This is a genomic window from Actinoallomurus oryzae, assembly GCF_039541955.1.
GTDB classification, from domain to species: Bacteria; Actinomycetota; Actinomycetes; order Streptosporangiales; family Streptosporangiaceae; genus Actinoallomurus; species Actinoallomurus oryzae.
The window spans coordinates 118,167-144,614 of sequence record NZ_BAABHF010000016.1 but is presented as its reverse complement, the minus strand read 5'-3'; the positions used below and the strand labels follow the sequence as shown (position 1 = coordinate 144,614).

The following is a 26,448-nucleotide window of genomic DNA, read 5'->3' as shown; positions in this document are numbered from 1 at the left end:
CGGCAGAACCGCGGGCTTACGAGGAACCGGCTCGCCCGTTCGCGCGTCCAAGGGCTCGAAGCAAGCGACACCGGGCCTACGGACGTCCTCTTCACCGGAAAACGACGTCCATTTCGGTCACTCACCGTCGCTGGTCAGAGAAGTGTGTCACCAATTGGGCACTACCGACATTTGACCGGCTTGGACACATTAAGGTGACCCTTGCATCACCGATAGGCCGGGGTGTGACGCGCGGGAGGTAGGAACGGGTGAGCGGGGAGCGCAGGTTCTTCCGTCGTGATCGGCTGACCGGGCACATCGCGATCGGAGTCGTTGGTGTGCTGTGTGCCGCCGCCGTCGTGTTCGGCGTCGGAATGGCCAGCGCGAAATACCACCTGTCGGACGTCGGCGGCTGGCTGACGTCCGTCCGGCGTGGCGAGCTCGTCCACGTCAACGGGCTGTCCGGCAAGGTGGACGGCAAAGTCACGCTGTCCGGTTCGACCGGCCACCCGATGAAGGTGATCCAGCAGGGCGGCGTCGTCCTCATCGTCGACGAGGTGACCGGCGTGGTCAGCCGCGTCGACCCGGCGCATCTCAACGTCGTGCAGGGCGCCACGTACCGCGGTGCCGCCGGCATGCAGGTGGTGTCCGGCTCCGGCCAGGCGTACGCGCTGGACCAGCAGAAGGGCAGCGTCCAGCGGCTCGACCCGATGACCCTCGCGACGATGGGCTCGCCCCTCGCCCTCACCGGCCCGCTCGGCTCTTCCGCCATCGACGCGACCTCGGTGCTGTGGGTCCCGGTGCCCGCCAACGGCCAGGCCGCGCCCGTACGCAGCGGGCAGGCCGCGCGGCCCATCGGCATCGGCCGGGCGGGTGACGACCTGGCGCTCACGATCGCCGCGGGCGCTCCGGTGGTCACCGACTTCACCTCCGCCCAGGCCGTCATCATCGGCAGGAACGGCACCCAGGTGAAGGTCCGCCTGCCCTCGACCGTCGCCCAGGCGGCCAAGGGCTCGGTGCTGGCGCCCGCGACCACCGACGGCCAGCTCGTCCCCCTGCTCGCCGGCAACTCCCTCGTCGTGCTGAACACGGGCAGCGGCTCGCTCAGCAGCGTCGCGCTGAAGCTCCCGGCCAAGCACAAGCTCGCCCCGCCGCAGGCGCTCGGCCAGAAGGTCTACATCCCGGACCAGAGCACCGGCAGCCTGATCGTGTACGACCAGGCGACCAACCGGATGGGCCAGCAGGTTCCGGTCACCGGCCAGTCCGGCCCGCTCGACGCGTTCGTCAAGGACGGCCTGCTCTGGGTGAACGGCCCGGACAGCGCCAAGGGCGTCGTGGTCGACGGCGCGGGCGGGCACAAGCCGATCCAGAAGTACACGCCGGACGTGCCGGGCAGCCACAACAGCCCGATTCCGCGAGTGGGCGTGCCGGCCGGCGGTGCCAGCGGCAGGCCGAAGGCCGGCGGCGGTGACGGCCCGCACGGTGCTCCGACCCACCCGCGGCTGCCCAGCAAGCCGCCCATCACCCCGCCGTCGCACAAGCCCGACCCGCCCAAGGTCACGCCGCCGAACGCGCCGACCAACCTGCGGGCGACCCCGCAGCCGGACGGCACGATCAAGATCGACTTCGAGCCGGGCGGCGGAGGAGACGCGACCGGCTACAGGCTGCTCACCTCGGACGGACTGACCGCCACGCCGGACAAGATCGGGCCGCACGGGCCCGACTACACCTTCACCGTCAAGGGCGGCACCTGCGGCCAGGAGTACCAGTTCGCCGTGGCCGCGCTGTACAACAACCGCGACCATGAGTCGGAGGTCGACTCCCAGTACACGACGCCCACCCTGTCGTGCACCGAGCCGGACGCGCCGAGCAACGTCACCGGTACGGGCACGGCCCAGGGGGCGAAGATCGACTGGCAGGCGCCGCCGAGCGCCGACGCCAAGAAGGTCACCTACGCCGTGAACGTCAGCGGGCCGAAGAGCGGCTCCAACCCGAACGTCTCCGGCACCTCGGTGACGTTCGGCAACATCTGGAAGAACGGTACCTACACGGTGAAGGTCACCGCCTCCAACCCGGCGGGCAAGAAGATGACCAGCAACACCGTCAAGCTCGAAGGCCCGGTGAACACCTACGGCATCCACCACGGCGGTAACGAGGCGGACACGAGCTACGTCACGAAGACGCCGGACGCCACCAACCTCAACGACAGCAACGTCGCCGAGGAGATCAAGAACGCCAACACGCAGCAGGTCCAGGTCAGGTGCCAGAAGATGGGCACGCACTACCAGCACCCCAACGGCGATGCCGATTTCTCCGGCAGCCTCTACGACTACATCGAGCACAAGGGTCACATCGGCTACCTGATCGGCTACCTGCCGAACACGCCGCACACCCCGTGGCAGGAGCTCGCCGGACCGGCCATCTGGGAGTGTGCTGACTGATGACGGCGGAGGCGTACGGGGCGCCTGACGCGGAAGCCTTGGTCGGACGGTTCGCTCAGTTGTTCGGCGCGCTGGCCGGCAACATCGAGCGGGTGATCCGCGGTAAGCGGGAGAACGTCGAACTCGCGATGCTCTGCCTGCTCAGCGAGGGTCATCTGCTCCTGGAGGACGTGCCGGGCGTGGGCAAGACCACGCTCGCCCGCGCGATCGCGGCGAGCGTGGACGCGCAGTGGACGCGCATCCAGTTCACGCCGGACCTGCTGCCCTCCGACGTGACGGGTGTCTCGATCTTCAACCAGGCGACCAGCAAGTTCGAGTTCCACCCAGGGCCGATCTTCGCGAACATCGTCGTCGCCGACGAGATCAACCGCGGCTCGCCGAAGACGCAGTCGGCGCTGCTGGAGGTCATGGAGGAGCGGCGGGTGTCCGTGGAGGGGCGGCCGCAGTCGGTGCCGCGGCCGTTCATGGTGATCGCGACGCAGAACCCGGTCGACATGGACGGCACGTACCCGCTCCCGGAGGCCCAGCTCGACCGGTTCCTGATGAAGATCTCCATGGGCTATCCCGACCACACGTCGGAGGTCGCCGTCCTGACCGGCATGCCGTCCGGGCCGGCCGTCGACCACCTGCCCAAGGTCGCCGGGCGCGAGGACATCAAGAACATGATCGACTTCGCGAGCCGGATCCACGTGGCGCCGCCGCTGTACGACTACCTCGTGCACATCGTCGCCGCCACGCGCCAGCACTCCGACATCCGGCTGGGCGCCAGCCCCCGTGCCAGCCTCGCGCTGCTGCGCGCGGTCCGCGTCCGCGCCGCCGCGGCCGGCCGCTCGTACGTCGTCCCCGAAGACATCAAGGCCCTGGCGCCGCACGTGATCGGGCACCGGCTCATGCTCACGCCCGAGGCGGAGCTGCGCGGCCGTACGGCCGGTGACCTGGTCGCCGAGGTGCTCGGCCGGGTCCCCGTGCCCCAGGCGGCCGGGGTCTGACCGTGCTGACGCGGCTCGGCTGGGGGATCGCCGTGCTCTCGGTGCTGCTGTACGCCGCCGGGGCCTGGCTCGGGTACGCCGAACCGGTCGTGCTGGCCACCGGCGGCCTGGTGGCCGTCGTCACGGCCGTGCTGTGGACGCTGCCGCGGCCGCGGCTCGACGTACGGCGGGAGATCACGCCGGACCGGGTCGCGCGCGGCGAGGCGGCCGGCGGCGTCCTGCACGTCACCAACACCGGGCGGCTCCGGCGGGCCGGGATGCGCGCGCACGACGCGTGCGGCGCTGACGCCATCGACGTGGAGCTGCCCGGCCTGCGGCCGGACCGTCCCGAGACGGTGACGTACCCGCTGCCCACGGACCGGCGCGGGGAGATCCCCGTCGGCCCGCTGCGCCTCGTGCGCGCGGACCCGTTCGGCCTGGCGCGGCGCGTGCGGGAGTACGGCGATGTCCAGAAGCTTCTCGTACGCCCCCGCACCGTCGGGCTTCCGCTGATGCCCTCCGGCCGCAACCACCACCTCGAAGGCCCGACGACCGACACGGCCCCGGCGGGCACGGTCACCTTCCACGCGCTGCGCGAGTACGTCGTGGGCGACGACCTGCGGTACATCCACTGGCGGTCCAGCGCGCGCACGGGCACTCTCATGGTCCGCCAGCTCGTGGACGCGAGCCTGCCCCAGACGACCATCGTGATCGACACGAACGAGAACGCCTATCCCGACCAGGACGACTTCGAGCTGGCCGTCGACGCCGCCGCCTCGGTCGCGGCCGGCGCCTCCGCGGCGAGCTTCCCCGTACGGGTTCTGACCGGCGACGGGACTCTCGTCGAGACGCGCGGCGGACCGCACGACATCGAGCTGATCCTGGACCGGCTGGCCGTGCTCCAGGCGCACGACGTGCCGCACGAGGCGCTCGACGTCGCCCGCCGGGTACGCGCGGGCGGGTCGCTCGTGGTCCTCACCGGCGCGCGGGGGGACATCACGCGCGCGGGCACGCTGCGGCGCCGGTTCGACCGGGTCGTGTGCGTGCGGATCCGCCCGGAGGCCCCCGGACCCGGCCTGCCGGGCATCGCGCTGATCGAGATGGCGAACCTGGACGAGCTGCGCGCGGCGTGGGCGGGAGCCGTTCGATGACCACACCGGACGACGTGCCGCCGCCCCCGGCCCGCGGCCCCGTGGACGAGCCCCCTCCCGCGCCGGGTCCGGCGGCCGGCCCCGGCGCCGGCGAGCGATTCGGAGCCGAGGCCCCGCCAGCGGACCCGCACCGCGCGGGAGCGCCGTACAACCCGCGCTCCGCCCATGATCTCGGCACGGCCCAGGGCCGGAGCACCGGCGAGGGCGTGATCATCAACCAGGGTCTGATCACCAACCAGAGCCTGGGCGCCGATGACGGCGCGAGCGCCGACCAGGGTCCGACCATCAACCAGGGCCTGATCACCAACGCCGGTGTTGGTCCCGGCGCGGCCCAGGGCACAGGCGCCGCCGAGGCGTCCGCCGGGAACGGCCCGGGCCGCCCCGCGGCGAAGACCTCGCCCGTACGGCGGACTCCGGCTCCCGGGCCCGTACGCCTGGGTCTCGCGCTCGCCGTCACCGCGGCGCTGGCGGCGGCGGCCGGGCTCGGCTTCCAGCGCGTCTTCGCCCTCCGCGACATCGCGCCGGTCGTCGCGGTCGCCGCCGTCGTCCCCGTGCTCCTGTCGGCGCTGGTCTCCTGGCCCCGGCGGCGCAGCTGGCCCCTCTGGATCGCGATCCTGCTGACGGTGGGCGGCTGGGTGCTCGTCGCCGGTCTCGTCCTCTTCCACGGCGACTTCGGGGTGATCGGCGGGTCCCTGCGCGACTCCTGGAAGGCCATCCTCACCACGCTCATGCCCGCCCCGGGCCGCCCGGAGCTGCTCGTGCTGCCGCAGGTGCTCACCTGGTTCGCGGCGGCCACCGGGGCCGAGACGGTGCTGCGATCGAGGACGAAGGCCGTTCCGGCGCTGCCGTCCGTGGCCGTCTTCGGGGTCGCGCTCCTGCTCGGCGTGGGCGGCCCCCGCTCGAACCTGCCGGTGGCGGCGGCGCTGGTCGGCCTCGCCGCCGTGCTCATCCTCGTCCGCGGCGACGGCCGGGCCGGCCGCGCGCCCGCCGGAGTCGCCGCGGCGGTCGCGCTCGGCCTGGTCGCGATGCTCGCCGGACCCCTGCTGCCCGTCGCCGGCACGCCGTACGACCCGCGTCAGTCCGTCAAGGCGCCGCCGCCGGAACAGCGCGACAGCGTCAGCCCCCTCGACCGGGTCTCGGCGTGGCTGCAGACACCGGACCAGCCGATGTTCACCGTGCACACCACCGCGCCGGAGAACTGGCGGCTCGCCGTGCTCGACCGGTTCGACGGCGTGACCTGGACCTCCGGGGGGAACTTCGTCGCGGCCGGCAACCGGATTCCGGCGCCGACGCGTGTGACCGAGCACCGGCACGGCACCCGTGTCGACCAGCGTTTCCAAATCCAGAACCTGCCCGGCGTGTGGGTGCCGGCCGCCGACCGGCCCACGACCGTCACGGGCCTGGGCGTCACGGTCGATCCCGAGAGCGGCGTGCTCACCTCCGCCCAGCCGCTGCGCACCGGCCAGACGTACTCGGTGCGGTCGACGGCGCGCGACTACGACGCGGACGAGCTCGCCGACGCGGAGCCGGCCCGCGACCCCGAGGCGCTGGCCGCGACGGCCCTGCCCGAGTCGCCCGGCACGACCGCCGCGAACGCCCAGGTGCCCGCCTTCCACAAGCTCGCCGAACAGATCACCGCCGGCCAGAGCACGGGCTTCCTGCGTGCGGCCAAGCTCGCCGACTACCTGCAGAAGGCGGCCACGTACGACGTGTCCGGCCTGCCCGGCCACACCTACGCGCAGCTCGACTACTTTCTCACCCGGTCCAAGCGCGGCACGTCGGAGCAGTTCGCCACCGCGTACGCCGTGCTCGCCCGCTCGCTCGGCCTGCCCACACGTGTGGTCGTCGGTTTCCGACCGGGCATCGGCGGCGACGGTGAGTTCCAGGTGCGCTCGGGTGACGTGCTGGTCTGGCCAGAGGTGGACTTCACCGGGCTGGGCTGGGTGCCGTTCTACCCGACGCCCGAGCAACGGGGCCGGTCGCAGAAGTCCGGCTCGGTGCCGGCGGGGAGCGCCCAGCAGAAGCTGGAGCAGGCGCAGAAGAACGCCGCGGCCAAGAACAAGGGCAACGGCGGCTCCACGAAGCCCAAGCAGCCGACCCCGCCGCCCATCGCCAAGAAGACGCCGCACAAGGCGACGCCCTGGTGGGTGTACGCGGCGGCCGCCGCCCCGCTCATCCCGATCGCGTACCTGGTGGCCGTGCTCGTCCTGCCGATGCTGCGGCGCCGCCGCAGACGCACGGCGGACACGCCCGCGGAGCGGATCGCCGGAGCGTGGGAGCAGACCGTCGAGACGCTGCACGCCGTCGGGCTCCCGCGGGCGACCGCGCTGACCGCGCACGAGGTGGCCGGGTTCGGCGGGCGTACCGTCGCCGGCACCGAACGCCACCTGCGCCCGCTCGCGGACCTGGTCAACCGCGCGGAGTACGCGGAGCGACCGCCGGATCCGGCCGCCGCCGAGGCCGCGTGGCGGCACACGGACCAGATCGGCCGGCTCGTCGCCCGCGCGGCGAGCCCGGTGCGCCGCGCGGGCCGCCGCCTGCACCCGCGCAAGCTGCGAGCGCGCTGACGCCCGGGGCCGTCGAAGCGGCGCCGGGGACGCCGCGTCGCGGGGACCTATCCGGCGTGCGCGCCGCGGATGCAGGCCGGTTTCGACCAGGCGATCGTGGCGGCCTGGCCGTCACTCTGGCCCATGGCGACCATCGCGCCCACCACGAAGCAGTAGCCCTTCGCCGGGTCGAGGCCGCTGATGGTGGTGCTGAGCGTGCGCGGCGGAAGGGCCTGGGGGGCCTCCGAGCCCGCCTGGTCGGCCTGCTGCACCCAGATCGGGTAGTTGTTGTCCTTCGTCAGCTTCCAGCGCAGGCTGACGAGCTGGCCTCGGCCGACCGCGCGGACCGCGCGCGGCGTCGCGGCGTGGATGACGGCCGCCGGGACCGCGGGACTCGTGTTCGGCGCGGACGGAGTCGTCGGGGCCGCCTGGGTCGGGGTCGGCTTCGGCGGGGGCGGCTTGTCGTCGCCGCCGAACACCAGCACACCGGTGACGCCGGCGCCCGTACCCACGACCACCACCGCCAGCACTCCGGCGATGAGGCCGCCGCGCCCCTTCAGACCGCCGGCCCGGGGCGGGCCGCCGGCCTCCTGGAGCATGCGGGGCGTCGGCGTGTGCGTCGGGGGAGCGGTCGTCTGCTGTGGCCCCGGTGCGGGCCCCGGCTGGGGCGCCCACGCCTGCGTCTGCGGCTGCGCCTGGGACGGTGTCTGGGCCCGGGTGGGCGGCGCCGACGGTGCCGTCGGTGGCTTCGGCGGCGGCCCGGTGTCGGGACCCGTCCGGTGCGGGGCGGCGTCGGGGTGGGCGGCCGGCACGTGCGGCTCGAACGAGCGCACCAGCATGTCGAACCCGGGCCCGGTGAACCCGGAGTGGTCGACCTCCGGCGAGGACGTGCTCGCACTGGACACCGCGCCGCTGCTCGCCAGCTCGGTCACCGGCAGCCGCAGCTCCATCTGCAGATGCTGCAGCCGCGTGGCGAACGCCACCGCGCTCGGGAAGCGGTCGTGGGGCGACTTGGCCATGGCCTTGGCGATGAACTCGAAGACCTGAGGCGGCACGTCGGCGCGCTCGATCGGCGGCGGTGGCTCGTTGAGGATGCGCATCATCAGCGGGCCGATGCCAGAACCGGAGCCGGCGCGGAAGGCCGGCCGACCCGCCAGCAGCTGGTACATCGACGAAGCCAGCGCGTAGATGTCGGAGGTCACGCCCGGCGGCTGCCCGTTGACCACCTCCGGCGCGGCGTGGTGCGGCGTGAACGCGTTGGTGTGCGTGGCCTCGGAGGAGTCCACCAGCCGCGCGACGCCGAAGTCGGCCAGCGCCGGCTCGCCGTAGCGGGAGACGAGGATGTTCTGCGGCTTGACGTCGCGGTGCAGCACCTCGGCCTCGTGCGTGGCGGCGAGCGCACCGGCGATCTTCACCCCGATGCGCAGGACGTCCTGCAGCGGCAGCGGGCCCTCGCGCGAGAGCCGGTCGCGCAGCGAGCCGTGCTCGAAGTAGTCCATCGAGATGTACGGCTTGCCGGTGCTCGTCATGCCGGTGTCGAGGACGGTGACGACGTTCGGGTGGCCGGTGAGACGCCCGGTGATCTGGCACTCGCGTTCGAACCGGCGCATCGTGTCGTCGTCCACGGCGTCGACCGACAGCACCTTCAGCGCGACGATGCGGTCGAGGCGCTCCTGGTGGGCCCGGTAGACGACGCTGAAGCCGCCTTCCCCCGCCCGCTCGAGGATGCGGTAGCCGGGGACCTCGTCGATCATGCGGTCCCTTCTTCGTCGATCACGGGCATGACAGGCAACGGGGGGTGTGTCGTGTTGATGGTAGTACGTGTCCCTGACAACGGAGAGAGGTTGCAGGCATGGACACGACCCCCGTCATCGCGCCCGTTCAAGGCATTGTCGTGAGTATCGACGTGACCCCCGGCCAATCCGTTCCCGCCGGGACCCCGTTGGTCGTGCTCGAGTCGATGAAGATGGAGTACGTCGTGGTCGCGCCGGTCGCCGGTGTCGTACGCGAGGTCGCGGCCATCGCCGGCGCGCTCGTCGGCGAGGACGAGACGCTGGTCGCCATCGAGGAGAGCGACGTCGAGGCGGAGGCCGCGCCGGCCGAGGCCGCGGCGGGGGAGCGGCCCGACCTGGCGGAGGTGCGCCGCCGCCACGAGATCGGCCTGGACGCCGCGCGCCCGGAGGCCGTACGGCGCCGGCGCGCGACCGGGCACCGTACGGCACGGGAGAACGTCGCGGACCTGTGCGAGACGTTCACCGAGTACGGCGCGCTGGCCGTCGCCGCGCAGCGGGCGCGCCGGCCCCTGAAGGAGCTGATCGAGAAGACCCCCGCGGACGGCCTGGTCGCCGGGGTCGGGGACGTGAACGGCCGTCCCGCGGTCGTGCTCGCCTACGACTACACGGTCCTGGCGGGCACGCAGGGCGCGATGAACCACTACAAGAAGGACCGGATGCTCGAGCTCGCCGAGCGCCGGCGGCTGCCCGTCGTCCTGTTCGCCGAGGGCGGAGGCGGGCGGCCCGGCGACACCGACACCGCCTCCGTCTCGGGCCTGGACACCATGGCGTTCCACCTGTTCGCGCGGCTCAGCGGCCAGGTGCCGCTGATCGGCATCGCCTCGGGGCGGTGCTTCGCCGGGAACGCCGCGCTGCTCGGCTGCTGCGACGTCGTGATCGCCACCGAGGACGCCAACATCGGCATGGGCGGCCCGGCGATGATCGAGGGTGGCGGGCTGGGCGTGTTCGCGCCGGAGGAGATCGGCCCGATGGCGGTCCAGGTGCCGAACGGCGTCGTGGACGTCCCGGTCGCCGACGAGGCCGAGGCCGTACGCGTCGCCCGGCGGTACCTCGCCTACTTCCAGGGACCGGCCGGCACCTGGGAGGCCGCCGGGCAGGAGGCGCTGCGCGGCCTCGTCCCGCTGGACCGCAAGCGCGTCTACGGCGTCCGTACGGTGATCGAGACGCTCGCCGACACCGGCTCGGTGCTGGAGCTGCGGGCGGCGTACGGGCCCGGGATCGTCACCGCCCTCGCCCGGATCGAGGGCGTGCCGGTCGGCGTGATCGCCAACAGCCCCGCCCATCTCGGCGGCGCGATCGACGCCGACGGCGCGGACAAGGCCTCCCGGTTCATGAAGCTGTGCGACGCGTTCGGCCTGCCACTGGTGTCGCTGTGCGACACACCGGGGTTCATGGTCGGCCCGGAGGCCGAGAAGACCGCCACCGTGCGGCACTTCGCCCGCATGTTCGTCACCGGAGCGAACCTCGACGTCCCGCTCGTCATGGTCATCCTGCGCAAGGCGTACGGGCTCGGGGCGCAGGCCATGGCCGGCGGCAGCCTCAAGGTGCCGGTCGCGACCGTGGCCTGGCCGACCGGCGAGCTCGGGGGCATGGGCCTGGAGGGCGCCGTGCGCCTGGGGTACCGCCGGGAACTGGCCGCGGCCGAGGACCCCGACGCCCTGTTCGACGAGCTCGTCGCCCGCGCGTACGAGCGGGGTAAGGCCCTGTCCGCCGCGACGGTCTATGAGATCGACGACGTGATCGACCCGGCCGAGACCCGCCGCTGGATCGGCACCGCGCTGCGCTCGGCGCCGCGCCGCGAACGCCGGACCCCGCTCGACACCTGGTGACTCGGCAGACTGGTGTCATGTTCGCCCACGCCGGGGGGTTGCTGGCCACCGAGCTGACCGATGTGACCGATGATCTGGCCGCCCTCGACTCATCGGGGTACTGGGCCGTCGTCGTCACCTACGAGGGCCAGGTCACCTGCGCGCGGTTCGGCACCGTACGGCGGGCGCCGCTTCCGTGCGCGCCCTGGCAGGGGCCGCCGCGCGAGTCGTGGACCAGCTCGCTCGGCCGGGACGCCTACGTCGCCGGGGTGGAGACGATCCGCGCGGCGATCGCGGAGGGCACGGTCTACCAGGCCAACCTGTGCCGGGTGCTGTCCGCCCCGCTGCCGGAGGACGACCTCGTCGGCCTGGGCCACGCCCTCGCCCGCGGCAACCCGTCACCGTACGGCGCGGTCATGCGCTTGCCGGGGCTCCAGATCGCCTCCGCGTCGCCGGAGCTTTACCTGTCCCGCGCGGGCGACGTGGTCGAGTCGCGCCCGATCAAGGGCACCGGCCGCACGCCGGAGGACCTCCTGCCCAAGGACCGCGCCGAGAACGTCATGATCGTGGACCTGGTCCGCAACGATCTCGGCCGAGTGGTCGAACCAGGTTCGGTTTCGGTTCCCGCCCTCTGCGCGCTGGAGGAACATCCCGGTCTGGTGCACCTTGTCTCGACCGTACGGGGCCGGCTGCCGCCCGGAGGGGGGTGGCCGGAGCTGATCGCCGCGACCTTCCCGCCCGGATCGGTCACCGGCGCGCCGAAGTCCAGCGCCCTAACGCTCCTTAATGAGCTCGAACCGGTGCCCCGCGGCCCGTACTGTGGAGCCATCGGCTGGGTGGACGCGGACTCCCGGCGTGGTGCGCTCGCGGTCGGCATCCGTACGTTCTGGGCGACCGATGATCGGCTCAGGTTCGGCACCGGGGCGGGCATCACGTGGCACTCCGACCCCCGGCGCGAATGGCAGGAGACCGAGCTGAAGGCGGCTCGGCTATTGGAGGTAGCTTCACGATGAGTTCCGGTCCGGTATGGATCAACGGGGCGCTGCACGCCCCGGAGGACGCGCGAGTGTCCGTGTTCGACCACGGCATCCTCGTGGGTGACGGGGTCTTCGAGACGATCAAGGCCGTGCGCGGCCGGTCGTTCGCCCTCACCCGCCACCTGGACCGGCTCGCGGTCTCGGCCGCCGGGCTCGGGCTGCCCGAGCCGGACCTGGACGCCATCCGTCAGGGCACGCTCGACGTCCTCGACGCCTCACCCAAGTGGGACCTCGCCCGCATCCGCATCACCTACACCAGCGGTGAGGGCCCGCTCGGCTCCGACCGCGGCACGACCGGCGCGACCGCGATCGTGGCCGTCGCGGAGCAGCGGCCGTTCCCGGCGACCGGCGACGTCTCGGTCGTGCCGTGGCCGCGCAACGAGCGGGGCGCCCTGTCCGGGCTGAAGACGACCTCCTACGGCGACAACGCCAAGGCCCTCGCGTACGCCCACGAGCACGGCGGCGCCGAGGCGATCTTCGGCAACCTCGCCGGGAACCTCTGCGAGGGCACCGGCTCCAACGTCTTCCTCGTCCGCGGCGGCCGGCTGATCACTCCGCCGCTGTCCTCCGGCTGCCTCGCCGGGATCACCCGCGCCCTCGTGCTCGAGTGGGTCGGCGGGGAGGAGACCGACGTGCCGCTGGCGGAGTTCGCCGAGGCCGAGGAGGCCTTCCTGACCTCCACCACCCGTGACGTGCAGCCGATCAGGGCGATCGACGGCACGGTCCTGCCGGCCGCGCCGGGCCCCGTCACCCGCAAGGCCATCGAGGTGTTCGCCGAGCGGGGTGCGGCCGACCTCGACCCGTGAGCCGGGTTCCGCTCGCGGCGCCGGAAGCGAGCGCCGCGGGCGGCGGCGCCGTGATCGTGCGTACGGCCCCGCGCCGTCGGGTGTGGGCCAGCGCTGGGAGGCGCTTGGCGCGGGGCCGTACGGTCCTTGACGTCAGGAGTGCCAGAGCAGGTCGTCGAGTTCCGCCTCGATGTCGATGAAATCCGACTCCCGGCCCGCGGCCACGATCTCGTACGTACGGTTGAGAAAGTCGGTCAGGGGCGTGAGCGGAGCCTCGAAGTGGGCGGTACCAAAGGGTGACGAAAGAGACAGGTTCAGCGAGCGGTCGCGGACGTCGTCCGCGGGCCACACCTGAACGTCCCCGTCCCCGACCCGCCGCACCACACCAACGGTCAGCAACTCGCGAGCGAAGATCCACTCCACTGGATCGTCGTCACCGACGTGAAAAGCGACACGGATGGCATAGGGGTCGTCGGCGGCGTACTCCAGGGTCGCGAGCAGCGGGACCGTCGTACGGTCGGGAACGACGAGCCGAAGGCCGACCTCGGCCGAGGCGGTGCTGCTGCTGTTCATCGGGCCATTCCTTCAGGCATCGGACCCGCATCGCGGGCTCTGGGTGAGGACGTCGCTCCCTCCAACGGGTGTCCCCTTCGGTCTCTGACCCGTAACTGCGAGAAGTCCTAAGAACATTCCGCCCCCCGAACACCTGAGCTGACCGGCCTCTCCGACCTGATACCCGCTCTGACCTGCGCGGAAGCGCTATGGTCGATGCGTGTCCGAGTACCTGACCCGCTGGCGTGAGCGCGTACGACGCAACGCTCTGTTGAACAACGCGTGGCGTGTCGCGGTGTTCACCGTGGGCATGGCGGTGCTGCTGGCGGGCATCGCGATGCTCGTCCTGCCGGGCCCGGGCTGGGCCGCGATCTTCGTCGGCTTCGCCATCCTGGCAACGGAGTTCGCCTGGGCCCGCGTCGCCCTGCTGTGGGCCAAGGACAAGGCCGTCAAGGCGAAGGACAAGGCCCTGGCCCCGGAGACCCGCCGAAGAAACCAACTGATCGCCGTCTGCGGGGGAGTGGTGATCGCCGCCGGCGTGATCATCTACCTGGAGAAGTACGGCCTGAACGTCCCCTGGGCCGTGGGCTGATCGCGTCCACACCACCGGCGGCGCGCGAAGAGGTGCCGGAATGCGCTAATCTTTGCTGGCGACGGGGGAACCCGTCCGGGGCGATTAGCTCAGTGGGAGAGCGCTTCGTTCACACCGAAGAGGTCACTGGTTCGAACCCAGTATCGCCCACCCCAGGTCAGACCCTGTCTTCCGGTCAAATGAAGATCGGAAACAGCGGCTTTGGGGAGCACAAGCGGGAGCATACGTGTTCTCAGCTCCCATCGGTAGTCTCCCGCGTCCGGCCTTGCCCTGCCCGATTGCCGGTGGGGTGAGAGGTTGACCGGGAACGGCCATGGGCGACCCGTGGAGAGGTTGGCCGGGCCAGGATGTGGCGTCGACCAGGACTGGCTTCTCGGGAGCACCCGTACTCCCGCTTTTCCGCGCGGGGTGGGCCCCATCCCATGCGGGGTGCCAGTAGCGGCGGGCGTAGTTGATACGCCGGAAGTGTCCCCGGTTGGGGCCGAGGAAGATCCATCCCGCACCGTCACAGTCCCGGCCGCGGCTTACGCACTCGCACTTCCCGTCGCGGGAGTAGATGACGCCCTGGAGGAGTTCGTCCAGGAACGGCGGTAGGTCGACCCGGCTGATGCCGTCGTCGGGGTCATGCGTCCGGTAGGAGTCACTCTTGAGCGGCTCGCGAAGGAACCGGCCAGCGACCTCCGGCAGCTGCCAGTCGAGCTCGTAGTACTCCGCCGCCAGGTACTCCCGCTGCATTCCCTGGACTTCAGTCCACCGCATTCCGGTCCAGCCGAGGGTGACCACCATGACGAAGTCCAGGTCCCGGCCGGACAGCACCGAGGTTCGCTCTGCGGCGAGGACGACCTCCACTGGTGTCGGCCACTTCTTCCTCGCCCGGCCACGGTTGGTCCGGCCTGAACGGCGCCCGCGGGCCCGCGGCGGGCGGGCGGCCGGGTTGGCTTTTAGGCTCGCGCCTGGGTCGAGGACGGCGTCGCCGAGGATGGTGAACAGCAGGCTCCTCGTTGCCCTTGCGGTGGTGTCTGCGTACTCCTTCCGGATGCTGTTCTCCCACGTGGTGATCCCAGCGTCGTGAGGGAGTCCAGTGTGCGGTGTCCAAACTTGGGCAGGATGAATGCCTCGATGTACCACCGGTGGTTGTTCCTGCTGTCCTGCGCCGGCCACCACATGTTGACCCACGTTCAGGGACACGCTGGTGGCGTTCGGGTCTACCCACTCGCCACGGTCGATCTGGCCAAGTTGCTCCCAGCCGTAACGCTCCGCGGCAGCATCGTCATCGAACGGACGACCGATGCTGTCGCGGCTCGCGGACAGGAGCTTGCAGTCGGGGCCGGGCCAGCGGACCCGCCATCAGTCTCCGCGACGCTCGACAAAGGCGTCACCTTCGCGCCGACCGCCGTAACTACAACGGCAAGCACAAGAGCCACGGCCTGCCGTTCCTCGCGCTCACCGACCAAGCAGGCAACCTGATCTGGATATCAGCGGCCCGCCGCGGCGCCGCCGGCGAGGTCACCACCGCCCGCCACGACCACCTGTCCGCCCACCTGCAGCGCGCCGGACCGGGCGCCCTGGCCGACCTCGGCCTCACCGGCCTGCAGCCCGGCCACAGCGGCGGCCCTGACAGCGAGGATCCGGTCATCATCACCGGCTACCCGGACCAGAAAGATCACCCCGCCGAGCGGCAAGCCGACCACGATCTCTATGAGAGAGCCCGGCCTCGTTCTCCTTCGGGGGAGCAGGCCGGGCTTCCCGTGTGTTGTCTGGGGTCAGTTCTGGCTGCGGCGCCGCCACAACACCAGACCACCACCAACACCCAAGACGACCACCAGACCACCAGCGGCCATCAGTGTCGTGTTGCTGCCGCCGCCGGCCGAACCGTCACCGGTCTGCGGGGCCCCCGACGGAACAGTCGTAGGCGTCGAACCATCGTCACCGCCCGGCGTGGTCGGGCTAGTCGTCGGCGTCGGCGTCGGCGTCGGGTGAGGATGATGCGGCTTACACGCCAACGAGTAGAAGCGCGAGCCGAACCGTACGGACGTCACCAGAGCCTTGTTGCCGGTGTCATTGCCGTACCCCACACCGAAGCTGGCGACTGTCGTGGCCTCGGTGTAGGCGCCCTTGCCGATCAGCTCGGCCGGGGAGCCGACCGGGTTGGACTGGCCACCAGGCTCACTCGCCGCGATCTTGCTGGACCACCACTTGCCATCCGCGGTCTTGTTGACCGTGGAGTACGGGTTCGAGGTCTCCATCTTGAACAGCGGCGCGGAGCCTGCGTAGACATGCGCGGTGAAGCTATCGCGGGTGGGGACGTTCTTCAGCGTGTAACCGCTGGTCTTGTGGTGGATCAGCGACGGCCCGTCGAACAGCATCCCGCTGCGGAGCTGTTTCGGTTTCAGCGCGGTCTCGTCGGGGTTGACGTACCAGTCGGCGTTGCACTTGGTTTGGCCGGCGGTTCCGCTGCCCGTGTGGGCTGACGCGGTCGCTGGCACGGCCAGCACGGTTATCGCCGCGGCGCCGGCCATAGTGAGGATTCGTCTCATGCGACAGTTGCTCGATTCTGCGGGGGATGACCTTATGAGACGCCTGTGACTGCTGTGGGGTTGGCCGTTGGCGCATTCAGGACACGCCTGACTGCCAGTAACGCCACAGCAGGCAGAGCGCGACGTGGTGGGTGCGGCTAAGGGAACTCCGCCACCAGGTCAGCGAGACGCCCCGCTCCAGCGATGGCTTGAAGCGGAGCGTCGCAAGCCTCGGTCAGAACGGCCAGGTCGCGTTCTGCCCCACCTCAAGCAGAGGGATCATGCGGAACGCCGCGTCGGTCAGTCCGCCGAACGTGTGCCGCTGGCTCTCGCCGGACGGCCCGTGACCGTACTGATGGCCCGCGAGGTTCCACGTGTAGACCGGCACGTTCGCCGGAACCTGGCCGAGCGGGTCGGCACCGTGGTAGCCACTCCACGCCTGCTCGTCCGTAACGATCACAACCCGGTCATGCCGACGGTAGTTCGCTCGCACGGCCTCAGCGGTGTTCGTACCGCCCATCGACGTGAACTCCTTCAGCGTGGACAGCACCGAAGAGCCCGCGCTGAACCGGACCGGCCGATGGCTCGTGCCGAACTCGACGAGGTCAGCGGAGGCCGCTCGGATGGCGAGGGCCGTACCGAAGATGGCTGCGGAGTCCGCACGGTTCAGACCGGACCGCTGCGAGATCGCACCGAACATCGACCCCGACCGGTCGACCAGGATCAGCGTCCGGCCAGGAAGCGTCGGGACGTTCGACAGCGATGCGTTCAGCGCCTTTTCCAGCGCCCACGACCAGCGCAGTGACGGGGCCGCATTGTAGGCCGCAAGGAACCGGAACGGGAACTGCCGGGACTTCTCCACCTGCTCCGGATCGGCGAGCCGTGCCGCGACCTGCTCGGCGACCTCATCAGACACGCCGGCCTGGTCGAAGTTCCGCAGGTTCCGCAGCAGCGCCATGTACCCCATCGACGGGATCATGGCCTCCCACAGCGCCTTCTTGTCGACCTTGCTGCCCGCAAGCGACAGAGCGTTCTCCCACGTGAGGCCGGCCCGCTTCAGGGCATCGGTGTCGAGGAGACACTCCGGGTTCTCGCCCGCGGACTCGAGGAACGCGAGGTTGTACGCCAGCATCGGCAGGAGGTCCGGGTTGGGGACCGTGCCACGGTTGTGGCGCCGGTCAAGCGCGTACCGGAACAGTTCACCCTGCCACTCCCGCCACGCCTCCGAGTGGGAGCCCGCGACCGGGTGGACCAGGTCGACGACGTCACCGAACCGGAAACCCTTCGAGTCGGTGTCGTACTTCAGCAGGTTCCGCTCCGTGTACAGGCGGCCTACGGCGTCAGCGACACCACGCTTCACCGGCTTGGGGATGTTCCGGCCGTACTTCGAGGTCCAGTAGGCGAGCATCTCGCCGGGCTCGTCCGCGCGCTGCAGGACGGAGTCGATGACTCGCCGGTTCGTGGTCGTCCGGTAGGCGAGGCTGTCGCCGCCGAACGCCGCGGCGCCGGGGCCCTCACCGGCCTCGTGGGTACGCCGCTCGCGGGTGCCCGCGGCGTTGAGGCGCGCCTTGACGTACTCGGCCGCACCGACGAGCGACGCGGACCGCATGTGCGCGCCGTTACGGAGCCAGCCGAGTAGGCGGGCGGTCCAGTCGGCGTCCTCGACGGCGAGCTTATGAATGAGGGAGGTGAAGCGGTCGTCGCGGTCCTTGGCGCGCTCGTAGAACGTGTCTTCACTGACCATGTTCGCTACCGCGAGGAGGAACAGCTCGGACTTCGCATCCCGTGCGTGGCCAGGGGCGCCCTCATAGGTCCGGCCAGATGCCCGCGACTTGGTCTTCACAGGGCTCGATACAGCAGCCCGCGCGTCCGGCCGGTTGAACTTCGACATGAAAAAGTCTCCTTCCGCACCGGGAGGAGACCCTGCTTCAACGCTTGGTGCCCGAGATCAAGTCGGCGAGGGTGACGTAGACGCTCTGCCAATTGAGCTACACCAGCCGTCAGGCTGGCGACAGGACTCGAACCTGCAACCATCCCATTAGAAGTGGAAGTAACCCTTGCCTGCGCACCGGGCACCAGCGATGAAGTTGTGTGTCCTCCCGAGATCAGTGACGGCTCCGGTTCGGTTTCTTTGCGAGAGAAGTAGCCGGGGCCTTCGCACCGGGAGGTGCGTCTTCGACAGTACAGGCCAATGCTGACATTCGCACGCCGGTTAAGTTTGGCGTGTCCTAGAGAGTGCTATAGATGCCTATCGAGGTGCTCAGTCGTAGACGCGTTCCTTCACGGCGAGGATCGACGACAGGGCCCCTTTTACCCGCATCGGGGCGCCATCCGTCTCCTCCAGGTAGGTGAACATCGGTACCGGGCGATCCTCAAGCGCGATCGGCGTCATGTCGTCGTGCCAGCCGTCCGCGGGTTCACCGACGCGGAATGAGCCTTGCTGGATCTCGTGCCAGCCGTCAGCGAGGAGGACCGCGCACACGATGGTGGTCTCGACGCCGTCAACACCTTCATCATCCATGCCTAGGACGATGCTGCACGGTGCTGGGGAGGTCGACTCTTGACATCAGGGGAGTGGCGCGAACCCTGCGGCCATCTGCCTTAACCAGAGATCGCTGCGACTGTTTGCTGACCCAACGCCGTCACCACGCCCCCCAGAGCCGTTGCAGCCGCCGGCGCGAGCGCGTCGACCAGACGGTCCGCCGGCTTCCGCAGACGTCCTCGATCCGGGTTGTCGCCTGAGGCTTCTGCTTCCAACTCCTGCGAAAGCTGCTCTACGGTGACCTGCTGCTGCTCGTCCAGTCCGGAACTGGGCAGGCTTTGCCGGGCGACAGTCGCGAAGTGCACGAGACGCGCAAGGACCTCTGCGTCGATCCCCGAAGTGTTGTTCTGGGTGAAGCCGCTTTGGGTGCCGACAACAACGTTCTGCGAACCATCGATCTGGACGTTGAACGTCGGTCCGCTGGTGGCTTGTGGTGGGGAGAGGAACTCGGACACTGACTTCCCGCTCTCGGCGCACTCCACGCCTCTTGCGGTCAGGCGTGGCTGGATCAGATGGACAGTCTCGGCTACACCACCGCCTTCGACTAGTCTTCTTTCGTTCAGGTAGACGACGGCTTGCCCGACCTCGGCAGCGGTGACCTGCTGGCCGGCATAGTACGAGGCATCTGAATCGAGGAACTCTTCGGTGCTCTTTGGGCTCGTGCCATCGGCGTAGTGACCATAAAGCCAGTTGATCAAGGCGAGCCGGAGAGCGGCTGCTCGGGCTGGCCGGTCGTTCCTACGCTGTCGAAGTTCACTCACTACATCAACCCCGAACTGTGTGATGCTGATCATGCCCATACCGGAGAACTTGAGAACGTCAGCGTCATACAAGCGGGCCGCTAGATTGGACTGTGGTTGGCCTTCGTCGTCCTGCGGAATTTTGATTCGGGCGCGTGTACTGCGTCCGACCTTGTCGTACAGGTACTCAAGGAGGGCGAGTTCCTCAAGGGTGAGATTCATTGCCCGACCATACAGGCCTACTCATCCGCCGGTCTTGGACCCGGGCGGTGATCGACGGCTCGCATGTGCGGGCGCTCAAGGGCGGCCCAAAACCGGTCCGAGCCCGGTCGACCGCGCACGAACGGGCTCGAAACACCACGTCCTGACCGACGGCCACGGCACACCGCTCGCCGTGTCGCTGACCGGCGGCAACCGCAACGACGTCACCCAGCTGATGCCGCTGATCGAGGCGGTCCCGCCCGTGCGGGGGCGGGTCGGACGGCCACGCCGGCGGCCCGACCACGTGCTCGCCGATCGTGGCTATGACCACGACAAGTACCGGCGTCTGGTCTGGGCCAAGGGCATCAAACCCCTGATCGCCCGCCGCGGCACTCCTCACGGCTCCGGCCTGGGAGTCCACCGCTACGTCGTCGAACGCACCATCGCGTTGTTGCACTGGTTCCGCCGGCTGCGCATCCGCTGGGAGATTCGCGCCGACATCCACGAAGCCTTCCTCACCCTGGCCGCCGGCATCATCTGCTGGCGACGCCTCGTCCGCTGATCTTTCTGTTAGGACCTCTTAGTAATCGATCTGAAATCGATAGTCACATCGATGGTGCCGAACTGGACGGCGAAAGCTTCCACGATTGCTCGAAAGTGGGGCCCGGCGATCTCCCAGCAGCGATCCCGCTTGTTCCAGTCGTGACGCGCATGGCCGTCGAGGGCTTCACGGCTCAGGCCTCGGACACTTTGATAGGCGTCGATGGGTCGTCGTGGTCCTGCTGGGTGGTCTCGATATCTGCCCCGACGGGTGGCGTTACCGGGTCGGGGGGCGCCCAACCGTGGAGCGCAATCGCAGCGATGAACGCTTCGACGACCTTCGCGTCGAAGTGGGTTCCAGCGCATCGCCGGAGTTCCGCGATGGCATCTTCGATCGGTCGTGCCGCGCGGTAGGACCGGGTCGAGGTCATGCAGTCGAACGCGTCAGCCACCGAGATGACCCGAGCGAACTCGGGGATCTCCGCGCCGGCCAGCCCCATGGGGTAGCCGGTGCCGTCCATCCGCTCGTGGTGATGCATGATCCCGGCCAGTGCTTCGTTGAGGAACCCGATCTCCCGAACGATCTCTAGGCCGCGCATCGGGTGCAGCTGGATCGCCGCGAACTCTTCCTCGGTGAGCCCACCGTCCTTCTGCAGCACCTTGGTCGGCACGCCGAGTTTGCCGACGTCGTGGAGCATCCCGGCGAAGCGGATCGCGCCGACCCGCTCGGGCCGCATCCCGATCGCCTCGGCGATCATGACCGCGCCGCGGGAGACGCGTTCGCTGTGGCCGCGGGTGTAGTAGTCCTTGGTCTCCACCGCCTGGCAGAGCGCCGCTATCGTCGCGGCGTGGGCCTGCTGCTGAGCTTGCATCTGGTTGAACGCCCAGCGGGCGACGAACAGGGGGGTGAGGACGAGAACGGGGGAGAGCAGACCGAGGAGTGGCCAGATGCTGGCGATGAGCAGGCCGATCATCCCGAATCCGAGGCATTTGGTGGCGAGACGTTGGCCTTCGGTGATCACTTCCCGCCATCCGGCCTGGCGGGAGATGAGCAGGATTGTGCCCAGGAGTATGAGGTTGACGGCGACGAACGTGACCAGGGCGGCGATGAACGGGCCTACGACGTGGTCGCCCCAGTGCTGTTCGGCGATCCGGTAGGCGTGGCCGCCGGATGCCTGGAACACGATGCCGGCGGTGTAGCCGGAGAGGGCGTATTGGGCGCCGTTGAAGAGGCGTTTGATGAGGGTGCGGCGATGGGTCGCGGCGAGTGCGGTGGCGCCGACGAGTGCCGCGCCGGCGGGGCCGAGGAGGACGACGGCGGCGAGGCTGGCGGCGAACGACATGGACACGCTGGCGCGTTCGATGGCGAGTGTGGCTGGTGCTGATTCGGCGATCCAGAACAGGACCGCGAGGGCGGTGAGGGTTTGCCAGTCGATGCCGGCTAATGGGGTGGCGGCGATGACGCCGGCTGCTAGTGCGATGACGCTGCTGGCGTAGATGAGGGCGGCGATGGGAAGTCTGCGCACGGCGGAAGACTATCTGGGGCAATGTGGCCTGGCCAGCCATGTATGACGGATCGTGGCCAGGTCGTCACAGGTCTTTTCCGCGGGCGAGGGTCTCGGCGATAGTGCGTGTCAACGGCAGGCCGGTCGCTTCCTCGACGAAGCCGTAGGCGCCGAGAGCGTTCACCTCGAGGAACACCCAGTCGTCGCCGGTGTCGATGAAGTCGAGCGTGCCGTAGCTGAGCCCCCATTCGGCCATCAGCCTGCGGATCGCCTGGCCGATGCCGTCGGGGATGGCGACCGGCTGCAGGGCTGCGTCGGTCTGATGGGGACGCCAGTCGACGTCGTAACTGATGCCTTTGACCGCTACAGCGAAGGTTTCGCCGCCGATGACGGTCATACGGATGGGCGTGCCGTGGATGAGTTCCTGGACGATCGACGCGGCGCACAACTCGTCGGGCAGCGGGCCGCGGATGCGGGTGGCGAGGACCCAGCCGGGGGTGCCGTGGCGAGGCTTGTAGGGGGCGCGGAATGCCTTGTAGATGTGCGGTGTATCGGGCCTCATCCAGGCGTTCGCTGCAGTGCCGTCACTAGTGATGAGAGTCCGCGGGACGGTGAGCCCAGCGCGTGCCGCGTCGCGGAGCTGCGTCGGTTTGTTCCCCTCGACGGCCGCGAGACGGTCGGGGTGGCTCATCCAGTAGGCGGGCAGTGATCGCAGCACGCCGAGGGCTGCCTCGGTGTCCTCCTGTGCTGCCCAGGCCCGTTGGTCCTCGTCGGCGATATCGGGGTGTCCGGGTATTTTTCCGCCCCAACGCCACAAAACGGAAGTGACTTGTTCGAGGCGGACTGGCCGCCCGTTTCTCGCTTGCATAACGCCGTGCCAGGCCGCATCGGTCAAGACGCAGTCCATTCGAAGTGGTGCCGCGGACAGATCGAGGCGCACCGCATCGACGCCGCGCGACTGCAGGCTAAGGATGATCTTGTCGGAGAACAAGTCGTCCCGGCCGGCGACGACCAGGACGACTCGTTCAACCCGTGAGGCGGTCATCAGGCGACCGTGTCGCCGTTCTGCGTGTCGCCCCAGGTGATAGCCCACTGAGAGAGTGAGGCGGGGTTCTCGACGGCTGGCTGTCCGGCGACCATGGACACCTGCCGCGCCGGGTCGAAGGTGACGCCCGGCAGGCTGGTGGAGAACGCGTTGGGCAGCGGAGCGGCGTGGCCCAGTCCGTAAGGAACCATTTCGGTCCTTTCCGGCGCCGGTCATGTGGCGCCTATGGGAAGTCGGTGCCCGCAAGTAAATGCCAGAAGTAACCTGCGGGGAAGGCGTGTCGCTATTGAATCGAATGCAACAACAGGGGCATGCTGCCCGCCATGGCCCGGCAGCGGCTCCGCCCGCTAAAGAACACCGCGCTACACGAGGCAATCACCACCGCAGGGTGGACTCTCGCCGGCACCGCGAAAGCCGTGAACGGTCGGCGCCGAGAGCAACATCCCGATGACCTACGGGGCCGCGTCCGTAGCGCACTGGCTCGCTGGCGTGATGCCCCGACCGGAGACGATCCCTATCGCGGCTGAGGCGTTCGCGCGGGCGTTGAACCAGCCTGGGCTGCGGGCCGCCAATCTCGGGTGGGGCGTCCGGGGTCAGGTGCGTCCTCTGGCGAGTGACCTGCTGGTGTGTGATGTCGTCGTGGCGGCGGTGATGGAGCACGGGCGTGGCTGCGTGACTGAGCGTGGCGACTAGGGTATCTACCTGCGCAACTGAAGCAGCACCCTGCGCCAGCCATGGAGGCGCAGGGTGCCGTAAAGCGGTCGAGTGGCTTAGCGCTACTCATCCGCTGGTGTTCTGTTCCGCCTGCCGCTTCGCGACCTGACGGTGGAACTCGTTGAGTGTCGCGGTGAGAACCTCGGCGGCGGCCAGCCAGCCGGTCACGTCATCGTCGTGCTTGTGGTCGTTGAGGGGGACCGTGTCGAGCTCGAGCATGCCATTGTCGTAGGCCGTGAGCGTGAAGGTGAGCGTCAGGCCCTTATCGCGCGGGGTCGGCTTGACGTTCATGGTCTCGCGGATGCGGTTGAGGCTCGCGGGCATTGTCACTCCTCGGTGCCGGGGTTCTCGGGGCAATCTTCATCATGGTCTTCGGGCTCGGCATCGTCCGGGGCGTAGCAGGTTGCAGTCCGCAGCGGAGGACTGACCGGACAGCACGCCGCCGCCCAGCCCGATGACGAGAGGCTGGGCGGCGTTCACGCTCAAGCATCAGGCTCAGTGCGGCTGACCTGACGTCTCGATCAGGTCACCCTTGTACTTGCATCCGTCCTCGAAGTCGTGCCGCTCCTGCCAGTTCTAAATCCTGGTGATCTGCGTCATCGACGCGTGCCGCTTGAACCGGACCGTCACCGTCTTCCGGTACGGCACCTTCACCTTCTTCGACGCGACGACCGGTGACGTGCCGAACTGTGGCCATGACACCTTCACGTTCACCAGCAGCCCAATGTTCCCGGTGTTCTTCACGTCGACTTCGGCGTTCAGGCTGTAGTTGCGCCCGTCGTTCAGCGCCTGGACGGGAACACGCCACACCGGGATTCCCTCGCTGCGCATCTTCGCGACGAGCCGTTCCACGTCATCGCTGGCTCCGCGGAGGCTCATCTCGACAACGCCGGCTGCGACGACGGTCGCCGACTTGGGCGGCTCGGAACGAGCCATCGCTTCCGCGGCTTCACCGAGACACCTTCCGTGCATCCGCCGTCTCGTAAGGCTGGTAGCTGACGGGCGACTCCTGGGTGAGGTCCCGAATGACCTTGGCCATGGTTCCCGGGGAGCTGCTCCCATCGAGGATTCCGTTGATGGCGCCCGGACCATGACGGTGCGTTGACGCTGGAGCATTTCGAACTTGTGGTCGGCCGCGCCGGTGGCAGGCAGGGGAATGTCGAGGGCATCGCGGATCGCGGTGAGGAGGGCGCGCTCGGTGGCGTTCATCGCTCACCCCGCTCGGAGGCGAGGGCGATGGTGGCGGCGATACCGAAGCCGATGAGGATGGCCACACGGCGCCTACGTGCGTGGCTGCGCCCATGACGGAGCCGACATAGGTTCGCGACCGTTGGGTCGTATGGATGAACGGGCAGTCGGCCGGACCAACTGAGTGACTACGCTCCAGAGCTGTCATCAGGGAAGATCCGATCCATTGCGATCGCTCCGTCCTCGATCATCGGCCGGATCTGCTTGCGATAGACCTGCTCGGTGACGGTGGTGCCAGCGTGCCCGACGAGGCGTGGGATCTGCTCGATCGGCACGCCGCTGTCGGAGAGCAGGGACGCGAAGCTATGCCGCATCTCCCGCGGGGTCAACTCCGAACCGACCAAGCCGGCCTTGACGATGACCCGGCGGAACTCCCGCCGCACGTTCCCCGCGCTGAGGCCGGTGCCGGTTCGGGTGGCGAATACGAGATCGTTGTTCTCCCACTGGTCACCGGCGGCCCGCCGGGCGACTGCCTGCCGCTCCTACAGGCTTTGCAGCGCGGCAACGCATCGCTGGGGGAGCTTGAGGCTTAGCCGTGTCAGCGGTGGTGAGGACGGCGACGGCCTGGTCGAGTGTGAGGGACTTGGACGGACGACCAGGACGGCCCTTGGGAAGCTGGCACAGCAGCACGACGTTTCGTTTGACCTTGTCGCGTACCTGAGCCCGTGCTACTGACCGCTTCAGGATCGATCGCAGTTCTTGCAAGGTGCGAGTGCTGACTTGCTTCGCCTTGCGTGCCGGCCACTGGTCCACGTCGTCGGCCGAGAGTTCCCGGAGCTTCCGCGCGCCGAGGGATGACGTGCTTGTCGGCGAGGATGCGTTTGGTCTCAAGGATGCTGCTTCCCGGCCGGTGAGCCCGAACTCCAGCCAGTTCCGCACCGCATCGGCGACGGTGTAGCTCCCCGGTTCGAGGAACGAAAGTCAACGTGGTCGACTCAACTAATGCGTACCCATCGCGTCATAATTCACCTGCACTTCTAGACAAGATGTTCACGCGATCCGGCAGGCATCTGCGGTCCAGACCGCGACTCACGGGTCCGCGCAATACCCATGCACCGCTTCCCAAGCACATGGCTGCTGAGAGACGAGTGGTTACACCGCCTTCGCAGTGGGTTGTCCGTATCCGGACAATACGTAGTCCCGCATGGTGGCCTCTGCGTCAACACTTCGCAGGGGGTACCGCCGATCGAGCCGGCGGCAAAGGGGACGCCATGTGCAGCACTGTCACCATGCTCGTGCTCCTGGGGCATGCTCAGCATGACCAGCTGCTCCAACGAAAGCCAACCTGCCGCCCAGCCCGCCACGCCGTCGATCGGGGCACCGACTCGGGCGCAGCGGCCACCCACATGTCCGGTGGACGCCGTACGGCGAATCCTCCCACTATTAGGAGCAGTCCATGATCAGACGACGCATGGCCTCAATCAGCATGGCCTCAATCAGCATGGCAGCGAGCCGCTAGTGTGTTCGAACATGCCGCGCGAGGAAGAGTGGTTCGCGCCGGTTGTCCGCATCAGACGAACCGGCCGTGAGCTCGCAGCGTCATAGATGTGGGGCGGCTCCGTTCGATGGGGGAGGCCCCATCGCCGCGGTCCGCCGCCGGAGGGAGCGGCATGCGATCGGCTGAGCGATACCCGGCACGAAGCCGGCGCGGCGGCGCGGCCGGTCGGCCCGGTGCTTCCCCTCGGTCCTCGCGGCCGGCCGGGTCCGGCGGCTGGGGACGGATGGTGATCGGCTGTGTCTGGGCA

The 26,448-nt window shown here is 69.4% G+C and carries 21 protein-coding genes, 1 tRNA gene and 2 pseudogenes; 10 read left to right on the top strand and 14 right to left on the bottom strand.

All coding sequences use genetic code 11. From position 1 onward, the window contains the following. Window positions 1-248 precede the first annotated feature (248 nt). The 4 genes from ABEA10_RS11325 to ABEA10_RS11310 are packed head-to-tail and all read left to right on the top strand — an operon-like array spanning window position 249 to window position 7,106. Window positions 249-2,420, top strand: coding sequence for a hypothetical protein (locus ABEA10_RS11325; RefSeq protein ID WP_345461397.1), 2,172 nt, complete (start codon window positions 249-251; stop codon window positions 2,418-2,420). Next, entirely contained in the window at window positions 2,420-3,409 is a 990-nt protein-coding gene (locus ABEA10_RS11320; protein ID WP_345461394.1) for an AAA family ATPase, read from the top strand. Before ABEA10_RS11325 ends, ABEA10_RS11320 begins: the two co-directional genes overlap by 1 nt. A gap of 2 nt (window positions 3,410-3,411) precedes the next feature. Further along, window positions 3,412-4,539, top strand: coding sequence for a DUF58 domain-containing protein (locus ABEA10_RS11315; RefSeq protein ID WP_345461391.1), 1,128 nt, complete (start codon window positions 3,412-3,414; stop codon window positions 4,537-4,539). Next, complete coding sequence (locus ABEA10_RS11310) at window positions 4,536-7,106, top strand: transglutaminase TgpA family protein (RefSeq protein ID WP_345461388.1); 2,571 nt, start codon at window positions 4,536-4,538, stop codon at window positions 7,104-7,106. The genes ABEA10_RS11315 and ABEA10_RS11310 overlap by 4 nt, the downstream gene beginning before the upstream one ends. Before the next feature lie 47 nt (window positions 7,107-7,153). On the opposite strand, the gene ABEA10_RS11305 is transcribed toward ABEA10_RS11310, so the two are convergent. After that, window positions 7,154-8,839: a serine/threonine-protein kinase gene (locus ABEA10_RS11305; protein WP_345461385.1), complete on the bottom strand. Its 1,686-nt coding sequence runs from the start codon at window positions 8,837-8,839 to the stop codon at window positions 7,154-7,156. A gap of 140 nt (window positions 8,840-8,979) precedes the next feature. Between ABEA10_RS11305 and ABEA10_RS11300 the strand changes: the two genes are divergently transcribed. The 3 genes from ABEA10_RS11300 to ABEA10_RS11290 are packed head-to-tail and all read left to right on the top strand — an operon-like array spanning window position 8,980 to window position 12,529. Continuing rightward, window positions 8,980-10,707, top strand: coding sequence for a carboxyl transferase domain-containing protein (locus tag ABEA10_RS11300; RefSeq protein WP_345461382.1), 1,728 nt, complete (start codon window positions 8,980-8,982; stop codon window positions 10,705-10,707). A 17-nt stretch (window positions 10,708-10,724) separates the two neighbouring features. Then, window positions 10,725-11,699, top strand: coding sequence for an anthranilate synthase component I family protein (locus ABEA10_RS11295; protein ID WP_345461379.1), 975 nt, complete (start codon window positions 10,725-10,727; stop codon window positions 11,697-11,699). Further along, on the top strand, window positions 11,696-12,529 hold the full coding sequence (locus ABEA10_RS11290) for an aminotransferase class IV (protein ID WP_329261064.1): 834 nt from the start codon (window positions 11,696-11,698) through the stop codon (window positions 12,527-12,529). Before ABEA10_RS11295 ends, ABEA10_RS11290 begins: the two co-directional genes overlap by 4 nt. Window positions 12,530-12,661: 132 nt before the next feature. Here ABEA10_RS11290 and ABEA10_RS11285 read toward each other — a convergent pair whose 3' ends face one another. Then, complete coding sequence (locus tag ABEA10_RS11285) at window positions 12,662-13,081, bottom strand: SsgA family sporulation/cell division regulator (protein WP_285581039.1); 420 nt, start codon at window positions 13,079-13,081, stop codon at window positions 12,662-12,664. A gap of 199 nt (window positions 13,082-13,280) precedes the next feature. On the opposite strand from ABEA10_RS11285, the gene ABEA10_RS11280 reads away from it, so the two are divergent. Together ABEA10_RS11280 and ABEA10_RS11275 are read left to right on the top strand one after the other, a co-directional pair. Further along, the gene (locus ABEA10_RS11280) at window positions 13,281-13,652 is read left to right on the top strand and encodes a TIGR02611 family protein (RefSeq protein WP_345461366.1); all 372 of its coding nucleotides are present in this window, start codon (window positions 13,281-13,283) and stop codon (window positions 13,650-13,652) included. A gap of 78 nt (window positions 13,653-13,730) precedes the next feature. Continuing rightward, window positions 13,731-13,802: transfer RNA gene (locus tag ABEA10_RS11275), tRNA-Val, on the top strand. On the opposite strand, the gene ABEA10_RS11270 is transcribed toward ABEA10_RS11275, so the two are convergent. From ABEA10_RS11270 to ABEA10_RS11245, 6 genes are all read right to left on the bottom strand, one after another. Continuing rightward, window positions 13,776-14,501, bottom strand: a complete 726-nt coding sequence (locus ABEA10_RS11270) for a hypothetical protein (RefSeq protein ID WP_345461363.1) — start codon at window positions 14,499-14,501, stop codon at window positions 13,776-13,778. The two genes, ABEA10_RS11275 and ABEA10_RS11270, sit on opposite strands and share 27 nt — an antisense overlap. A gap of 626 nt (window positions 14,502-15,127) precedes the next feature. Further along, the gene (locus tag ABEA10_RS11265) at window positions 15,128-15,343 is read right to left on the bottom strand and encodes a hypothetical protein (RefSeq protein WP_345461360.1); all 216 of its coding nucleotides are present in this window, start codon (window positions 15,341-15,343) and stop codon (window positions 15,128-15,130) included. Between the two features lie 72 nt (window positions 15,344-15,415). Further along, window positions 15,416-16,189, bottom strand: coding sequence for a hypothetical protein (locus ABEA10_RS11260; protein ID WP_345461357.1), 774 nt, complete (start codon window positions 16,187-16,189; stop codon window positions 15,416-15,418). 214 nt (window positions 16,190-16,403) lie between these two features. After that, window positions 16,404-18,059, bottom strand: coding sequence for a TROVE domain-containing protein (locus ABEA10_RS11255; RefSeq protein ID WP_345461354.1), 1,656 nt, complete (start codon window positions 18,057-18,059; stop codon window positions 16,404-16,406). A gap of 369 nt (window positions 18,060-18,428) precedes the next feature. Beyond that, window positions 18,429-18,689 carry a hypothetical protein gene (locus ABEA10_RS11250; protein ID WP_345461351.1) on the bottom strand — a complete coding sequence of 87 codons (261 nt, stop codon included), beginning with the start codon at window positions 18,687-18,689 and terminating at the stop codon, window positions 18,429-18,431. Window positions 18,690-18,769: 80 nt separating this feature from the next. Next, window positions 18,770-19,672, bottom strand: coding sequence for a hypothetical protein (locus tag ABEA10_RS11245; protein WP_345461348.1), 903 nt, complete (start codon window positions 19,670-19,672; stop codon window positions 18,770-18,772). 41 nt (window positions 19,673-19,713) lie between these two features. On the opposite strand from ABEA10_RS11245, the pseudogene ABEA10_RS11240 reads away from it, so the two are divergent. Then, a pseudogene (locus tag ABEA10_RS11240) lies at window positions 19,714-20,213 on the top strand (IS5 family transposase); the annotation flags it as partial. Between the two features lie 172 nt (window positions 20,214-20,385). On the opposite strand, the gene ABEA10_RS11235 reads toward ABEA10_RS11240, so the two are convergent. The 6 genes and pseudogenes from ABEA10_RS11235 to ABEA10_RS11210 form a co-directional block, all read right to left on the bottom strand. Next, window positions 20,386-21,717 carry an HD-GYP domain-containing protein gene (locus tag ABEA10_RS11235; protein WP_345461345.1) on the bottom strand — a complete coding sequence of 444 codons (1,332 nt, stop codon included), beginning with the start codon at window positions 21,715-21,717 and terminating at the stop codon, window positions 20,386-20,388. Between the two features lie 64 nt (window positions 21,718-21,781). After that, on the bottom strand, window positions 21,782-22,741 hold the full coding sequence (locus ABEA10_RS11230) for an ATP-grasp domain-containing protein (RefSeq protein ID WP_345461342.1): 960 nt from the start codon (window positions 22,739-22,741) through the stop codon (window positions 21,782-21,784). Next, window positions 22,741-22,932, bottom strand: coding sequence for a hypothetical protein (locus ABEA10_RS11225; protein WP_345461339.1), 192 nt, complete (start codon window positions 22,930-22,932; stop codon window positions 22,741-22,743). The genes ABEA10_RS11230 and ABEA10_RS11225 overlap by 1 nt, the downstream gene beginning before the upstream one ends. Window positions 22,933-23,521: 589 nt before the next feature. Next, window positions 23,522-23,779, bottom strand: coding sequence for a hypothetical protein (locus ABEA10_RS11220; RefSeq protein WP_345461336.1), 258 nt, complete (start codon window positions 23,777-23,779; stop codon window positions 23,522-23,524). Window positions 23,780-24,031: 252 nt separating this feature from the next. Then, window positions 24,032-24,664, bottom strand: a complete 633-nt coding sequence (locus ABEA10_RS11215) for a hypothetical protein (protein ID WP_345461333.1) — start codon at window positions 24,662-24,664, stop codon at window positions 24,032-24,034. A 167-nt stretch (window positions 24,665-24,831) separates the two neighbouring features. Further along, window positions 24,832-25,089: pseudogene (locus ABEA10_RS11210) on the bottom strand (tyrosine-type recombinase/integrase); the annotation flags it as partial. Window positions 25,090-26,448: the final 1,359 nt, after the last annotated feature.

Excerpts from the sequence above, each read along its gene's own strand:
- ABEA10_RS11320 (WP_345461394.1), top strand. The coding sequence starts at position 2,420 with ATGACGGCGGAGGCGTACGGGGCGCCTGACGCGGAAGCCTTGGTCGGA.
- ABEA10_RS11310 (WP_345461388.1), top strand. The coding sequence starts at position 4,536 with ATGACCACACCGGACGACGTGCCGCCGCCCCCGGCCCGCGGCCCCGTG.
- ABEA10_RS11305 (WP_345461385.1), bottom strand. The coding sequence starts at position 8,839 with ATGATCGACGAGGTCCCCGGCTACCGCATCCTCGAGCGGGCGGGGGAA.
- ABEA10_RS11295 (WP_345461379.1), top strand. The coding sequence starts at position 10,725 with ATGTTCGCCCACGCCGGGGGGTTGCTGGCCACCGAGCTGACCGATGTG.
- ABEA10_RS11290 (WP_329261064.1), top strand. The coding sequence starts at position 11,696 with ATGAGTTCCGGTCCGGTATGGATCAACGGGGCGCTGCACGCCCCGGAG.
- ABEA10_RS11285 (WP_285581039.1), bottom strand. The coding sequence starts at position 13,081 with ATGAACAGCAGCAGCACCGCCTCGGCCGAGGTCGGCCTTCGGCTCGTC.
- ABEA10_RS11260 (WP_345461357.1), bottom strand. The coding sequence starts at position 16,189 with ATGAGACGAATCCTCACTATGGCCGGCGCCGCGGCGATAACCGTGCTG.
- ABEA10_RS11255 (WP_345461354.1), bottom strand. The coding sequence starts at position 18,059 with ATGTCGAAGTTCAACCGGCCGGACGCGCGGGCTGCTGTATCGAGCCCT.
- ABEA10_RS11250 (WP_345461351.1), bottom strand. The coding sequence starts at position 18,689 with ATGGATGATGAAGGTGTTGACGGCGTCGAGACCACCATCGTGTGCGCG.
- ABEA10_RS11245 (WP_345461348.1), bottom strand. The coding sequence starts at position 19,672 with ATGAATCTCACCCTTGAGGAACTCGCCCTCCTTGAGTACCTGTACGAC.
- ABEA10_RS11230 (WP_345461342.1), bottom strand. The coding sequence starts at position 22,741 with ATGACCGCCTCACGGGTTGAACGAGTCGTCCTGGTCGTCGCCGGCCGG.
- ABEA10_RS11225 (WP_345461339.1), bottom strand. The coding sequence starts at position 22,932 with ATGGTTCCTTACGGACTGGGCCACGCCGCTCCGCTGCCCAACGCGTTC.
- ABEA10_RS11220 (WP_345461336.1), bottom strand. The coding sequence starts at position 23,779 with ATGCCCGCGAGCCTCAACCGCATCCGCGAGACCATGAACGTCAAGCCG.
- ABEA10_RS11215 (WP_345461333.1), bottom strand. The coding sequence starts at position 24,664 with ATGAACGCCACCGAGCGCGCCCTCCTCACCGCGATCCGCGATGCCCTC.